This window comes from Ruminococcus sp. 8Y-12 (assembly GCF_058119865.1).
This window is the reverse complement of record NZ_CM176623.1, coordinates 2207857-2223095: the sequence shown is the minus strand read 5'-3', so window position 1 is coordinate 2223095 and position 15239 is coordinate 2207857. Positions and strand designations below refer to the sequence as shown.

Here is a 15239-nt window from a genome sequence, read left to right as displayed (position 1 = left end):
CTTTACACTCTACAATAATTCGATATTGCATCGTTCTTTCACGTTTTTCATAGCATTCTTGGTATCAAAGATAACCTTTGCATATTTCTGTACCATATCGTAATCAACATTTGTATGTGCTGCTGTTACCATTACTATATCAACACTTTGAAGTAAGCTCTCCGTAAGTTCCTTCTCACTTGTATAGGTCTTCCCATCATAGCGATAACTTTTTACCCACGGATCATAGTAAGAAACCTCTGCGCCTACTTTCTCCAGCTCTTTTACCACTCTCAAAGCAGGGCTCTCCCTATAGTCATCTATATCCTGTTTATACGCTACTCCCAGGACTAAAACCTTTGCTCCGTTTAATGCGGTCTTAAACCGGTTTAGAATCTTTCCTGCCCTGTCAACACAATATTCCGGCATTCGATCATTGATCATCATAGAGCTTTCAATCATTGAAGTGTGGAATCCATATTCTCTTGCCTTCCACGACAGATAGTAAGGATCTAACGGAATACAATGCCCTCCAAGGCCGGGTCCGGGATAAAACGCCTGAAATCCATAGGGCTTTGTCTTGGCGGCATCGATCACTTCCCACATGCTGATTCCCATTTCATTACAAAGCATTGTCAACTCATTCACTAAACCAATATTTATATTACGATAGGTATTTTCCAGAATTTTTTCCATCTCGGCAATAGCCGGGGAGGATACTTCACATACCTCACCCTCTAAAACAGTCCTGTACATAGAAGCGATTACTTCTGTCGCGTCTTTCCCTATAGCCCCGACTACTTTGGGAGTATTCTTAGTCTTATAAATAAGGTTGCCCGGATCAACTCTTTCCGGTGAAAATCCCAGATAAAAATCTTGACTGCATTTTAAACCGGACCCTTCTTCTAATATAGGTTTGATAAGTTCTTCTGTGGTGCCTGGATAAGTGGTTGACTCTAAAACTACCATTGTTCCTTTTGTAAGATATTTTGCAATCTCCATTGCGGAAGACTTAACATAGCTGATATCCGGCTGTTGATGGAGGTCTAACGGTGTGGGAACACAAATTGCAATAAAATCCATATCCCTGACAAAACTGAAATCTATAGTTGCTGATAATTTTCCTTCCTCCACCAGTTTCTTCAAATCACTGTCCACTACATCTCCGATATAATTTTTACCTGCGTTTACCATCTCAACCTTTTGCGGCTGAACATCAAACCCTATTGTTTGGAAGCCTGCCTTTGCTTTTTCAACCGCTAGAGGCAATCCTACATATCCCAAACCAACAACACCAACCTTTATTTCTCTGCTCTCAATCTTTTTCAGCAATTCTTCTTTCATTGCGTCTCCTCCGACTAAATTTGCTTGATAATATAATGGACATTTCTGCTGCATCGTTAACATCTCACCAATTATAGTATACTGAATTAGGAAAGTCAACTTTACTTACCTCCAAATAGATCATTACACACTTACCTATTTTTTATTTCTCCATAGTATAATTTTGCGTGGGATACATGTTATCCATTTGCCTATTTTATAGGATTTACTTTCTCTAATTTGGTTTAGCTCCTCCTCCAAACTCTTTTTCTCTTCTTCTATAGCTCCCATTTTGCTCCTCACTGCCTGAAGCTGCTTATCTTTGTCTTTTTTTAATCTTTCTCTGACCTCAACCCCGTTTAAAAGGATCAGGGAAAACATGGCGCCTTCTTCCTCTCCTAAACTGTCTATAAAGGTATCTGCTTCTTCTTTTAACTCCTTTATACATCGAACACCCATATCACTTAATATTTTTAATCGTGATAGGTAAACCCGCCAAAATTCTTTATTTTTACTTAAATCTTCCTTTTTAGAGTATTTTATAAGCTCACATATAACTTTAAAATACCCATATGCATTTTGTATTCCTTTTTCTTTTGTCATAATGGATCCATCGCGTAGCCTTCGCATATAGTATGCTTTGTTTAAATACATTGTTCGCCTCGCTAAAGCCATGCTCTGGATCGTAAACAAATTGTCCTCATGTATGATTCCTTCCAAAAAGCGAATCTTGTGTTCCTCAATAAACGCTCTCCTCCAAAGCTGAAGACATACGGATGGTTTGAACTCACTATTTTTATGCATTTCTATAAACATAGTTTGTCCGGACAGAACACCTTCATAATTACCTTTTCTCTCATAATACGTATCATAATTTTTTTGCGACTTTTTTAAATCTTCTGAATCGAAAAAGGAAACAGCGGTGAAAAACAACTCATCCAATTGTTCCCCGGATGCACAATTATATAGATTTTCTAAAGCATCTCTCAACAAAAAGTCATCACTATCAATAAAGGAAATATATTCTCCTACTGCCGCTTCCAGTCCGGCATTTCTTGCTGCAGATACCCCCTCATTTTTTTTATCAATAATTTTCAGACGTTCATCCTGCGCGGAATAATTGTTACATATTGTTAAAGTTTGATCTATTGACCCATCGTTAACGCAGATGAGTTCTATCTGGGTCAGACTTTGTCCTAATACGCTTTCTATACACTCCGCTATATAGTTTTCCACATTATACATAGGTACAATCACAGAAACCTTTATCTTCTCTTCCATACTTTTAATACCACACTTTCTCCTCACCCTTTCAGGCTCTTTCTCCCCATCACCTTATTCACCACAAACGCAATCCCAATCAAAGCCAGTTCCGACACCGTCATCCAAAGCCTTGACACAATGGAAATAATCACCGCATACTCCTCGGGCATGATCAGGCTCAATCCCAGCACCAAAATCCCCTCTCTCACTCCAAGTCCCGAGGGTGCAAAGACTGCCAGGATGCCGATGATACAGGACAAGCCGAAGATTCCAGCTGTGTACAGCATCTCCGACATAGGGAGTGGATAGATGGAGCAGGTCAGCATATAAAACCCGATTCCGACAATGATCCAATTCCCGATAAACAACAGCACCACCTTGATCATTTGTGCATAGGTAATCGGGATAACCAGATCTTTCTTCTTTATGAGCTTCTCCAAAAACTTCAGGAAAAAATTTATGATTTTTGGATTGATGCAAATGAAGAACACGATCACCAGCGACACTGTGGCCCACTTGTAGTCCGCCAATATGTCATTTGGAAAGAACAGCAGTGAAACCAGAAATAGAAAGGCTGCTCCCAGCAAGGTGCAGATATTCTCCAGGAAGAAGCAGATCGTCACCTTGCGGATAGGGGCCCCCTCCTCCTCGTAGGCCGGTATTCTGGCCAGAAGCATAAATACTTTTCCGGGAATATATTTCCCCAAAATAGAGTAGAGGTAAGCAGTGATGGCCTTAAAATAACCTATCCCACAATGGTTCAGCTTTGTCATATAATGCCACAGAGAAGCAAGGGTAATCTTATACAGGAAATAAAAAAACACAGCTCCTGCAAATACCCACCAGTTGATATTTACATCCAAATTTTTGTAGGTATCAAAATTCTTATAGAAGTATCTGGCGAGAAAAACGACCACCAAAATCAGGAATCCATACTTGGCAAGCCTCATCCATTTTTTCTTCTTCGACTGCTTTTCTTCTGCTTTCTCTGTAAGGATCTCATTCAGCTCTGCATCCTGTCCAATAACATCCTGTGCTTTTTCCTTGTCGTTGTTTTTCGTATTATTTTTCATATTTTTATTATCCCCTAAAAGCTTAAAAGCACCCGTATGAAGCACATATAATAATAAATCAGCAGATACGGTTTCTTTCTCAGCTTTTCGTAATGCTCCTCTGAATAAGCTTTATTCTTTCTGGCCAGGTAAAATGCCAGCCTGTGGTTCCATTTACACTTGTCGTTTGCTGTCAGCTCCACGCACTTCCCACTTTGCTCAAAGTATTTAAGCTTTGCGGGAGCACAGGTGAATTTAAACACAAGAGCTCTTTTTTGGCTTCGCACCATGTCCTGGTCGCTGATATGAGAATCCACAATCGCCCCCGCATCCACTGCTGACCGGTACATCTCCCATGCCTTTTCATTTCGGATCACGCAGCTGGTATGCTTAATGGGATTTCCCTTCATCTCTTTCAGCCAGATGTCTCCAAAGCTGATATCCGCATCAAAGGCAAAGTGATCCTGGCAGGTCATACAACTGCCTTTTTCAAAGAAGTATGCATTCTTATAAGCACAAATGGTCTTTGTGTAAGAAAAGGTTTTCTCGGTTCCATCCTTGTAAATCACAGAGGAGAGGCCTCTCCAGTGGCCCCTTCGGTAGTAAAGCCGCTTGGCATTCTCCAAGGTAAGCCCCGACTGTTCCAGGGAAAGCAGGGTTGCCTTTTCCGAATGGTTGCCGCTGCAGTAGAGTCCCAGCTTCAGAACAATCTTGCTCTTCAGATCCTGATCCCTATCCATCATCTTTGTCAAGCCCTTTAGCATACAGGGTGTCATCACCACCGCCACTTTTCCGTCAAACTCTTTGACCACATTCACATGCTTTAGCAGGGGCATATTCATATAGATACTGGAGGATGCACTTCTTAACTCTTCCTCCGTGGTTGCGATAAAGGTGTCATATCCCAGCTTTCCATCCCGGATGGCAGATCTTGTAACCCAGGCGCCGTCAATCTGCCTGGTCTTCAAAAGATGGCACAGAAGGGCTGTTACCATGCCCCCGGAGGCCGCATTTTCGCGGATACTCTCGTCAGACGCATATCCTTTTCTGCAGGCCGCATGCGCACCGATATATTTGTCTGGATCTGAATAGTCCAGTATTTTCTTTTTTGCAGAAGGTTTTGACACAATCTCATCGATTACCTGGCTGGCATAGACAATGTTCTGCCTGGAGCTTTCCATCACGGCATCGTAATTTTCTTCAATGTTTTTCAGAATTTCCTTCTCCGCTGACGCAAATTTTACAAACTCCTCATTCAGGGACTGTGCTGTCAGCTCTGAGAAATCAATAGCATACTGACCCAGCTTAAAGAAGTCCAATACCTCCTGATATTTGTGGCTCCAACCAACCAGAAGCACGGGTACCTTCTGTTCCAAGGCCCCGATCATGGCGTGAAAGCGGGATGCTACCAGAAAACGGCATTTTCCCAGAAAGGCCCGGATCTGCTCCGCCTCCATCTCCTCGTGATACCAGCGGACCATATCCTTGCGTTTTACCCCTTCGTAGACAGCGTCGCAGATCATTAGATCATTGTTTCTGGACTTCTGGCTGTTGATTCTGGCCCCATTTGCAATGATCAGCACTTTGTAGCCGGACTCGTTCAGCTTCTCAATGAAGTCAATCATGATCTGTTTATAATCAATCTTCATCTTGGTACACTTCTTCTCCACCACTGAACTGATGGACAGGCCTACCAGCCTGTTGTCGTCCCGGCGTGAACTATAGCATCCCTCATAAAAGGGATCAGCCAGGCATACCTCGTCCACCATGGCATCACACCTGGGACTGTCCGCCATAGTAAACGCACCGTCTGCACAGAGCTTCACATTCTCTTTCACTCCGATAGATTTCAAGTTATCCAGTGTGCCCAGGCCTCTGGCGCAGATCAGCTTCATTTTGGGCAGGATCCATTTTGCCAGGAAACGGTTTGTAAAGGATTTAAAGGTCCCCATTGCCTGAGAGTACTTCATAACCGGAGTCCCCACCAGCATGGGCACGGCCGCGCACACAAAGGCATAGGTGTTCATCACAAACCCTCGGCTGTCCACAAAGGAGATCCCCGCTTCATCCAGAACTGCATCTGTCTGGGAGTACGCCTTCAGTATCTTGTTTTTCAGCAGCAGCTTTTTCACTGGCGGACACCAGGAAAATAACTTGTAAAGGATTGCCAGCGGAAATGCAACAAAAAGCAGTTGTTCCGGTTTACAGGGAACTATTTTAATAAAGTCCCACGGAATCTGCTTTCTGTCTTCAGATGGATAGACTGACATCAGGTTGATGTTCAGCCTTTCTCCATATCGATCATGCAATTGTTTGATTGAGCTTTGAAGCATCGCTGCCGCGCCTTTATTTCCGCTGTAGCTGGCGGCAGTGATGGCTATTACAACATCTCTCATCTATTCTCACCTTTGTTTTCTGTATCAGATGCTACTTTTCCATCGTAATCCAGTTTGCGCACGTGGTATTGGATATCTTCCAGCAGCTTTCGGTTGCCTGCAATCACATCTGCCTGCAGGCCGATGATCACAGTCATAAAGCCCATCATCAGAAGCGTACTGGCAAGAATCAGGGACTGTATATGTCCCGCCCCCGCTCCCAGCGCAAAATAAACGATGAACCGAACTCCCAGCGCTGTTCCCAGAAGCAGGAAAATGCTTCCCACCAATGTAAAGAACCGCAGGGGTTTGTACATCATAAAGGACCGTATAATGGTCACCATGGAACGCTTTACATACCCAAACATACTGGAAAAAAGCCTGGATTTGCGCAGCTCCGGATTTGTACGGATGGGCACAGACTCCATGGCTGTCTTGTTCCTCCCAGCTTGGATGATGGTCTCCAGGGTATATGTGTACTCATTTGTCACATTCAAACGCATAGCCGCATCCCGGCTGTAGGCCCGAAATCCGCTGGGCGCATCCGGAATGTCTGACTTAGATGCCACACGAACGGTCCAGCTGCCGAAATGCTGCAGCCTTTTCTTGAGGGGTGAAAAGTGCTCTGTATCATCAATGGGCCGCTCTCCGATTACAATATCCGCCTTCTCCTCCAGGATAGGGCGCACCAGTTTTTCAATATCCTCACCACAGTACTGGTTGTCCGCATCCGTATTGACTATAATATCCGCCCCGTTTCGCAGACAGGCATCCAGTCCTGCCATAAAGCCCTTGGCCAAACCTCTGTTTTTCTTAAAATTGACAACATAATGGACTCCCCACCTTTTTGCCACTGCAACCGTCTCATCCTTGCTGCCGTCATTGATAATCAGGTACTCGATCTCATCTATTCCTTCAATATGCTTTGGAAGGTCATTCAAAGCAATTTCCAGTGTTTCTGCTTCGTTGTAGCAGGGAATCTGTATTATTAGCTTCATCTCTATCTTTTCTCTCCTGTATCTTTCTTGGCTCAATCTCCGCCGGATATCCCTTGGAGCAAATACATGCAAAAATCCATTTGAGATCACCTTCGGTGATGGGGTTTTTGCAACCCTGAATCATTTTCTCACGGTCAGCGCAGTAAATGCGCAGACCTATCGAATAGTTACAATTTATCTTACTATCAATGCTCTTTAAAGTCAACCTAAAGCTTATTTTCTTACAGGATGAACAGTATCCTTGACGTGCCCATGCTCACCAGATATAATAAATACCATCATAATAGAAAAAAGGAGACCGTTACAATGTCCACCACCCCTAAGAAACGTCTGCTGACAGACTTTTCTATAATCCTTCTCGCCACCTTCCTGCCCAGACTGCTCATGATGTTCTTCTGCGCAGCCCCCCTTCGCACTCCTCTGGATGAGATGTCCACCATAGCCACGGGTGCCTATGCGGTCGGTCTTGACTGGAGTACTGCAGCCAGTTTTGGCGGGCGCTATTACGGTGGGGGATATTCGATTCTATTTGCCCCGCTCTGGAAGCTAATTTCCGATCCAGTGGTCATCTACCAGGTGATGCTCGCAGTCTCTGCCCTGCTTCAAAGCTTGGTTGGCCTGATCGCTTATCACCTCCTATACAAGTACATGAAGGTGGAAAACCGCATTTTTTGTGTCCTTGCTGGAGTTGCCCTATCCTACATGCAGATCATCCGCTCCATGATGGTCTATAATGAACACATGCTGGTATTGATTGTGTGGGTCTGCATACTGCTGCTCTGCCGTCTGATCGCCAACACGGACAACCGGCGTCAGCGCATTTTGGACAGTGTACTTTTGATGCTGTCGCTATCATACTGTCTCACTCTCCACACCCGCTCAAAGGCATTGTGGATTGCTCTGGTTCTGGTGGTAATCGGATACCGCATCTTTTTTAAACGGATGATACTCTCCCTGATTCCCGCTATTATGGCTGGCGGACTGGGCTATTTTGCGGCAGGAAAATTCATCTATTGGGCAAAGACAAGCGTGTGGCTGTGGACAGAGGGGGAATTTTTAAAAAATGCCTCCATATCCCTGAATCTTTCCCTGGACACTCTGAAATCCCCCATTGCCTGGCAGGCGTGGATGTCGACAGCGCTCAGTCAGATACACATAAGTCTGATCTTTACCGGGGGAATCACCGCCATCCTCCTGCCGGCTGCCATTGCCTATTATTGGCGCTGCGGCAGACTATCACTTGGAAAAAGTGTGTCTTACCTCTCCTGTTCCGAAAACGAGCATGAGGTGCGCCCCTATATTCTGGTGACAGGTGTCTTTTCCCTGCTGTTCATCGGAGCCATGATCTTTGCGCAGAGTTTTACCTGGCTTAACCAGACCATACCTGCGCTTGGCAGTTCTCCTTACAATGAAAATCCATATGGCTATAAAGCATTTACCTACATCCGTTACTATGTGATCTGCCTTGGTCCCTTTATTCTGTCCGGTCTTGCTCTCTTGTACCACTGCCGGGAACTGATTAAGGCCCACTGGGGAAAGATCCTGGTTCTTTTTCTGGTACTTCAGACTGTATTTGTCTGCTTTATCCTGCCCCACATCGGAAATGCCCCGGTAGCAGCCTCAGTCTATCTTCCCTTTGGACTTGCCTTAAGTGATCAAGTCCGCACAAGAGTTTACCTGGCCGGAGTCCTGATCTGCTCCCTCTCCTTTTTCCTGATGTACGCCGCATACCTGCGCCAAAAACTCCTCCTGCCCCTGCTGCTTCTCTGCCTTTTGATGCCATACCAGTATTTTTACAATGGTATAATGGTGGACGGAACCACCAGCGCACAGAGTGACTCCCGCACAGACGGAGGAACCCGGATTCTAAATGCCTACTACACAGAAAACCCGGATGGCCCACACACCGTATACATGGCGGATATGGGAAACCGCCCATACACGTACCAGTTCCTGCTTCCATCCATAGAGATTCAGCCAACACTCCCTGAAGATCTGACGGCCCCGGGCATCGTCCTGGCCAAAAGCCGTAAAAATAAAACCTTAAAAAGCGCGGGTTTCCTGTGCGCAAACCTGGATGAGAACGAGTATCTCTATGTAAAGGGGCCGGAACTGGTGCAGGCCTTTGAGGGCGTTGGGGTGACTTTCCTTGGAGATGAATAAAAAATATGTAATCAAGACTTTCGTATATCTGTGCTGAATATGGCGTTATCTGCTGGTTGTCAAGGGTACAGTACACTGTTAATAAGTTTTTTTCTGTCAAGAAACATGGAGGTGATACTATGACTGAATTAGAAAAATGTATGGCCGGAGAAAATTATAACTGCCATGACAAAATTTTTTTGGATATTAAAAATCATGCACGAAAGTTGCTGCAAGAATATAATACCCTTGCATATGATCAGAAAGAGAAAAAAATAAGTATTCTAAAACAGTTGTTTGGAGAAATTGGCACAAATGTATCGGTTGGCCTTCCCTTTATCTGTGATTATGGAAGAAATATCTATGTAGGAGACAACGTGTCTGTAAATATGAACTGTACATTCGTAGACTGTAATAGAATAACGATTGGTGACAATGTATTGATCGCCTCGAATGTGCAGCTCTATACAGCAACGCACCCCGTTGAGTTGTCAGAAAGGCTTACACCAAATTGGAATATGGAGACAGAACAATATTTTTGCCGTACCTATGCATTACCCATAAAAATCGGAAGTGGCTGCTGGCTGGGAGGAGGTGTTATAGTTCTTCCGGGAGTAACAATAGGTGAAGGCTCTGTTATAGGTGCTGGAAGCGTTGTCACGAAAAATATACCGGCAAACTCACTAGGAGTAGGCAACCCTTGTCGTGTAATCCGAAAGATAAACGGATAAAATGTATTTTCAGATAAATGGGTATAACAGCTAAACCTCAAACTTGGAGGCTTAAAAAAAATGGAAAAATGAATGCTTCAGCTTTACTCCTGTACTTTGATCAAATAATACGTCTTGTCAGCCCAGGTAAACTCTGCGGTCTGCTCCGTCATCACGTCCTTATATTTATCTAATTTATTAGTAAACACATAGTAAGTCCCGCTTCCTATGGCCTCCATCTGGTCTGTCAGTGTAAGATTATTCACCTGCCAGAAATCTGCATATCTGGAGATGTAGGTATACTGGGGCATTTTATCCACATACACGTAAATGGTACCCTCCTGACCGATGCCCTGAATTGCTTCCACAAATTCATCCGCATATTTATAATTGGTATCCCTGTGGTCCGCGTCCACCTCCTCCAGGTACTGCATATAGGGGCGCATTCCCCAAATTTCTGTCAGGAGCAGCCCTGCCGCAAACACAGGAAAGAGATACTTCCGCCATTTTTCCCTGGAAAAATCATACAGAAACTGGAATATCCAGATAAACAGAGGAAGAACCACCATAAACGCGGCCCCCACCAGCTTAATCTTCTGCCCGTCTGTGGACTCAATAGAACCGATAAATTTGGTGGGATGCAGAGGATAGAGAACTCCCTGTATATCCACCAGATAAGCTCCCACAATCATGGCTGCCGGAAGCACGTAGGTCGCTGCCACATTGATCCAGGCGTGCTTAAATCTGGGCTTTTTCTGAAAGAGTACCACAGCTCCAAGAATTACAAACAGGATGGGGAAGTAAATAAGGTATCTTCCCTTGATCTTTGCGAACTCCGGATAATTGTAGTAGGCCCTCCAGGAATGTCTTGTGACTGCCACAAAAAACGCCGCTGCAAGCCCGCAAACCATAACCCAAAGGCGGTTGTATGCGCAGAACCATTTTTTCTTCTTTAGCTCAAGGGCCCTGATTGACTTAAACATCAGCCCCAGCACCGGAGCCAAGATCAGTGAAAAGTACGCGGCATAGAATCCGGCGCTCATAACCAGGCGCCTCAAAGTCAGCTGCTCCGGATTCGTCTTGGATGCGATCTTAAATCCCACAATCTCCTTGATCCCGTGCCCATAGCTCCGGCACATGAAAAACCAGGGCGAGTAGGCTGCCAGCAGTGCGGCCACCACTAAAATGCCGCGCAGCAAAATACTTTTAAGACTTTCCTTGTGATCCAACTGTTTCAGCAGCCAGCCAAAAAGAAAGACCGGAATACTCACAAAAGTAATGTGACGGGTCATAAACATCAGCCCCAGAAGTACCCCAAGGAATATATCCCCCGCAATCTTATGCTTAAAATCCCTCAGCACGACATAAACGGCAAGCAAAAACATGGGAAAATACAGATTCTCACTCATCAATGTCATAGTTGTCACATAGTGGAAGGGAATCACCATAGAAAATCCCGCGCAGAGGGTACTCTCCCTCTGTCCCAGATACAGCCTTGCAATGGCATAAACGACGATGAGTACAAAGGATGAGGAGAACGCTCCCAGGATCTTCATCGCAACGTAAAAATTGTCACCAAAAAACAGAGCAGGAATTAAATACAGCGGATAGAGAAGCGGATACTGTACACTGTCATAGGTACCATTTTCCAGCAGCATTCGGCTGAACCTGGCATATAAAAACTCATCGGACACTTGCGGCATACTCCTGGCATTAACCGCAAAAATCAGCTTAAACAAAAATAGTACCGCAAAAAGTACGGCTGGAATCCAGATATCATACCGCTTTTCTCGTTTACTGGTCACACGCTCCATGATCTTACCTCTCTCATCGTCTCAACAGCTTTTTGACTGCTGGCTTTATCTTTTCCCGAATCCCGTACTTCGCACAGGAAAGCTCGCAGCCAGCCAAGCTTCGGGCCTTTGCCCCTATTCGCGGCTTTTCATTTTGTATCTTTCCGTCTAAAGCGTCCAAAAGCCACTGTCTGGAGACGGCCCTCTGTTCCTCCAGAATCCGGTTCACAGACGCATAGTCCACTGCCTCCAGGAGCTCTATTCTGCTTTTGATCTGCTCTGCCTCCTGGACATAGCGCCCGGTAAGCCCCAGACTGCCCAGGAGGGATTCAAATCTGGAGGTTCCTCTTCCAGGGTTACCGATGGCGATAAATGGTTTTCCAAACAAAATCGCCATACAAGTTCCGTGAAAGGAATCCGTAATTACAAAATCGCTGTTCTTAAAATAAGAAAGCCACTCTTCCACCTGCAGATTCTCCATCGTATTCTCCAGATTCAGCTTCTTTTTGTTCGCAGCAAATTTACCTGGCCATCCGTCCAGCATATTCACCAGCTTTTTCCCAAGCTGCACGGATACATGCAATAGCGCCTCCCTCTTCTCATCCGTAGGATCTAAAATATAGGTGGCAATATACGCCTCCTTCTCTTTTCTCCCGATTCCGTCCGCCAATTCTCCAAGCACCTGGGGATTGCACATGAGCACAGGGTCCAACACATGAGTTGCCTTTACGCCAAAGGTATCCCTGCATATTTCCACGCCCTCCGCTTCCCGCACGGACACTGCGTCCATACGGCGCATACAGCGAACCGCCTCCTTTGCAAAGCCCCTGGGCGCCAAAAAACTGCCTGAGCCAAAGGAGGTGGCATAGGCAATCTTTCTCTTTTTATCATCTGCAAAATCTAGAAAATAGCTGTGTCCAAAAATTCTGGTGATTCCATAGTTCCACAGCTGGTCCGACCCCAGTACAAAAGCATCACACATTTCATTGAGCTTGCTGATCTCTGAAACATGGTAGGATTCACTGATCTGGTAATGCTCCTGTGCAAAACGGATGGAATGGCGCCCTTTCATCCTTCCATCCTCTGCCTGCAGCCTTGGCCTGTGCACCATCAATACGGTTTTGCCAAAGGACTCTATAGTCTTCTCCAGGGCATAGTAGGTGGCAATGCTCCCGTAGTTGCATCCAAACCACACGCCCAAAATCCCAACGTCATAATGTGCCATATCTTCCACCTCATTTCCTGAGTTTCTCTATCACGCTCTGAGGCAGCAGCTTTTTGGCCGCCCGCTTAGCTTCCGTTTTCAGGGAGAATTTTTCTCCGAACGCTTTTTGCACAGCCTTCTGAAAGCTCATCTGCCCAGTATATACGAAGAATGCATCCCTGTTCTCATCTACCCGTATCTTGCTGCGGAAGCGGTTGTGCTTTCGTGCAAAGTCTAAAGGCACTGGTTCCCGGAATGGCATTCTGTCCTGTATCCTCTCCCAGGCAGCTTTCCCCTTCCCGCTGTTTACCAGCACAAGGGAGACACCCTTGGGATCTGCATAGTCCGGATTGTATTTTGCAATGCCCCAGAAATCGCCCAGTGTCAAATCCCCCTGTCTTGGCATTGGTGCGAATTTACAATCCCCGCACACTTCTCTCAGCATCAAAGACCGATGGAACGCCTTCTCAAAGGGGTCATTGTACAGATCCCCCACCATCCGCTTCCCATTTTTCAGGGTTGCAATGCAGTGGTTGCAATTATGGCCAAACTCCTTTGTGCGAAACTGGAAGGATGCCAGCTTATTCTTACCATACTTTTCCCGAACATATTTCCGAAACAGCCCCGGTGAGGGAACCCCGTGACAAATCACGTCAGCAGTCAACAGATTCTCATACTCACGCCCCAGGTATCCCTTGAGCGCCGCAACCTGGCAGGGGACTCCTGTAAACAGGACCAGTCTTTCCTCCTGCAGAAGTTTTTTCACTTTCTGGTAAATATCTCCCATTCGGCTCTGTACGTATTTTGAACCCCGTAACCTGGCAAGCTCCTCCTTGGTTTCCGCAATTCTGTGCTCTACCTGGAACTCCTCATTCAGAGCCACGCCGCAGACACAGCCGCCTCTGGAGAACACGTCCTCTGCCAGCAGTGTAAATATCCCCCCGGAAGAGCTCTCCATCCGGATTTCATCCGGGGCGTACGCGGCATAGCACTGAGGCTGACTGTCATTTTCAAAGCGGGGATTTAGTTCCGGACAGACTTTCACACACTTCTGGCAGTGAATGCATAAGTCCTCATCCACAACCGGGTAGGAAAACCCGTCCTGTTCCTCTGCCAGAGAGATGGCCTTTACAGGACAGCAGCTTTGACATGCCCCACAGCCGCAGCACTCACCTCTCGGCAATATGCAAATATTCTTCCCTTCTTTAGCCATATGTCCCTCTCCTCTTCCAGACTACTGTATCATTCCTGTAATTATATCAGCCGCCACTGTCCTAAGCAAGTTCTCTCTTTGTCAGATACAGAGCTGCTCCGATTACCTTATCCATATCATAGTACTTATAGTTGCCCAGTCTGCCGCCAAAAATCACCTTATCTTCTCTGTCTGCTAGCTGGCGGTATTTGGTAAACAGTGTGTTATTCTTTTCATCATTAATGGGATAGTAAGGCTCAATTCCCGGTCTCCACTCAGAGGAGTACTCCCTGGAAATGATGGTGTTCGGCTGTTTGCCAAACTCAAAGTGCTTATGCTCAATGATTCTGGTGTACGGTACTTCCCGCTCCGTATAGTTCACCACCGCATTTCCCTGGTAGTTCTCACAGTCCAGCTCCTCTGTCTCAAACCGGACGGTGCGGTACTGGAGGGTTCCCAGCTGATACTGGTAAAACTCGTCAATCATGCCTGTAAACAAGGTCTTTTCTGCGATATCCGGGTTTTCCTTCACCACGTCAAAGTAATCTGTATTCAGCCTCACTTCTATGCCGTCCAGCATTTTCTCAACAATCTGGGTATAGCCGCCCATAGGAATTCCCTGGAACCGGTCATTGAAATAGTTGTTGTCATAGATAAAACGCAGCGGAAGTCTTTTGATAATAAAAGCCGGGAGCTCCGTGCAGGGCCTTCCCCACTGCTTTTCCGTATAGCCCTTTACCAGCTTCTCGTATACATCCCTGCCAGCCAGGGAAAGCGCCTGTTCCTCCAGGTTTTTCGGCTCCTGAATATCCAGCTGGGCGATCTGCTCCTGAATCTTTGCCTTTGCCTCATCGGGCGTCCTGATCCCCCATAGCTTACTGAAGGTGTTCATGTTAAAGGGCAGGTTGTAGAGTTCATCCTTATAAACCGCTACCGGTGAATTTATATAATTGTTGAATTCTGCGAACTGGTTTACATACTCCCAGATTTCTTTGTTGCTGGTGTGGAAAATATGGGCGCCGTACTTATGTACGTTGATGCCATTCACGTTCTCCGTATAGATATTTCCGGCTATGTGATTTCTTCTGTCAATCACCAGGCAGGTTTTCCCTGCCTTTTTTGCCTCATGAGCAAATACTGCTCCAAACAACCCTGCTCCCACTACCAAATAATCGTATTTCATGCCAACCTCCATTTTCAGGCAACGC

The 15239-nt window shown here is 45.7% G+C and carries 11 protein-coding genes; 2 read left to right on the top strand and 9 right to left on the bottom strand.

Annotation, left to right across the window (positions count from 1 at the left end):
• Positions 1-9: 9 nt before the first annotated feature.
• The 5 genes from AC0THY_RS08165 to AC0THY_RS08145 all read right to left on the bottom strand — a co-directional run bounded on the left by AC0THY_RS08165 (position 10) and on the right by AC0THY_RS08145 (position 6990).
• Positions 10-1323, bottom strand: coding sequence for a nucleotide sugar dehydrogenase (locus AC0THY_RS08165; protein ID WP_489993932.1), 1314 nt, complete (start codon positions 1321-1323; stop codon positions 10-12).
• Between the two features lie 135 nt (positions 1324-1458).
• Positions 1459-2583, bottom strand: a complete 1125-nt coding sequence (locus AC0THY_RS08160; RefSeq protein ID WP_489993931.1) for a glycosyltransferase — start codon at positions 2581-2583, stop codon at positions 1459-1461.
• Positions 2584-2606: 23 nt separating this feature from the next.
• Entirely contained in the window at positions 2607-3638 is a 1032-nt protein-coding gene (locus AC0THY_RS08155; RefSeq protein WP_489993930.1) for a lysylphosphatidylglycerol synthase transmembrane domain-containing protein, read from the bottom strand.
• A gap of 14 nt (positions 3639-3652) precedes the next feature.
• Positions 3653-6013: a polysaccharide pyruvyl transferase family protein gene (locus tag AC0THY_RS08150; protein ID WP_489993929.1), complete on the bottom strand. Its 2361-nt coding sequence runs from the start codon at positions 6011-6013 to the stop codon at positions 3653-3655.
• Positions 6010-6990: a glycosyltransferase family 2 protein gene (locus tag AC0THY_RS08145; RefSeq protein ID WP_489993928.1), complete on the bottom strand. Its 981-nt coding sequence runs from the start codon at positions 6988-6990 to the stop codon at positions 6010-6012. The genes AC0THY_RS08150 and AC0THY_RS08145 overlap by 4 nt, the downstream gene beginning before the upstream one ends.
• Before the next feature lie 306 nt (positions 6991-7296).
• Here AC0THY_RS08145 and AC0THY_RS08140 point away from each other — a divergent pair, with 306 nt between their 5' ends.
• On the top strand, positions 7297-9153 hold the full coding sequence (locus AC0THY_RS08140; protein ID WP_489993927.1) for a hypothetical protein: 1857 nt from the start codon (positions 7297-7299) through the stop codon (positions 9151-9153).
• Positions 9154-9272: 119 nt separating this feature from the next.
• Positions 9273-9863, top strand: a complete 591-nt coding sequence (locus AC0THY_RS08135; RefSeq protein ID WP_489993926.1) for a sugar O-acetyltransferase — start codon at positions 9273-9275, stop codon at positions 9861-9863.
• A gap of 83 nt (positions 9864-9946) precedes the next feature.
• Here AC0THY_RS08135 and AC0THY_RS08130 read toward each other — a convergent pair whose 3' ends face one another.
• The 4 genes from AC0THY_RS08130 to glf form a co-directional block, all read right to left on the bottom strand.
• The gene (locus AC0THY_RS08130) at positions 9947-11656 is read right to left on the bottom strand and encodes an ArnT family glycosyltransferase (RefSeq protein ID WP_489993925.1); all 1710 of its coding nucleotides are present in this window, start codon (positions 11654-11656) and stop codon (positions 9947-9949) included.
• A 13-nt stretch (positions 11657-11669) separates the two neighbouring features.
• Positions 11670-12860 carry a polysaccharide pyruvyl transferase family protein gene (locus AC0THY_RS08125; protein WP_489993924.1) on the bottom strand — a complete coding sequence of 397 codons (1191 nt, stop codon included), beginning with the start codon at positions 12858-12860 and terminating at the stop codon, positions 11670-11672.
• A 10-nt stretch (positions 12861-12870) separates the two neighbouring features.
• Positions 12871-14052, bottom strand: coding sequence for a Coenzyme F420 hydrogenase/dehydrogenase, beta subunit C-terminal domain (locus tag AC0THY_RS08120; protein WP_489993923.1), 1182 nt, complete (start codon positions 14050-14052; stop codon positions 12871-12873).
• A 61-nt stretch (positions 14053-14113) separates the two neighbouring features.
• The gene (gene glf / locus AC0THY_RS08115; RefSeq protein WP_489993922.1) at positions 14114-15214 is read right to left on the bottom strand and encodes a UDP-galactopyranose mutase; all 1101 of its coding nucleotides are present in this window, start codon (positions 15212-15214) and stop codon (positions 14114-14116) included.
• Between the last annotated feature and the right edge of the window lie 25 nt (positions 15215-15239).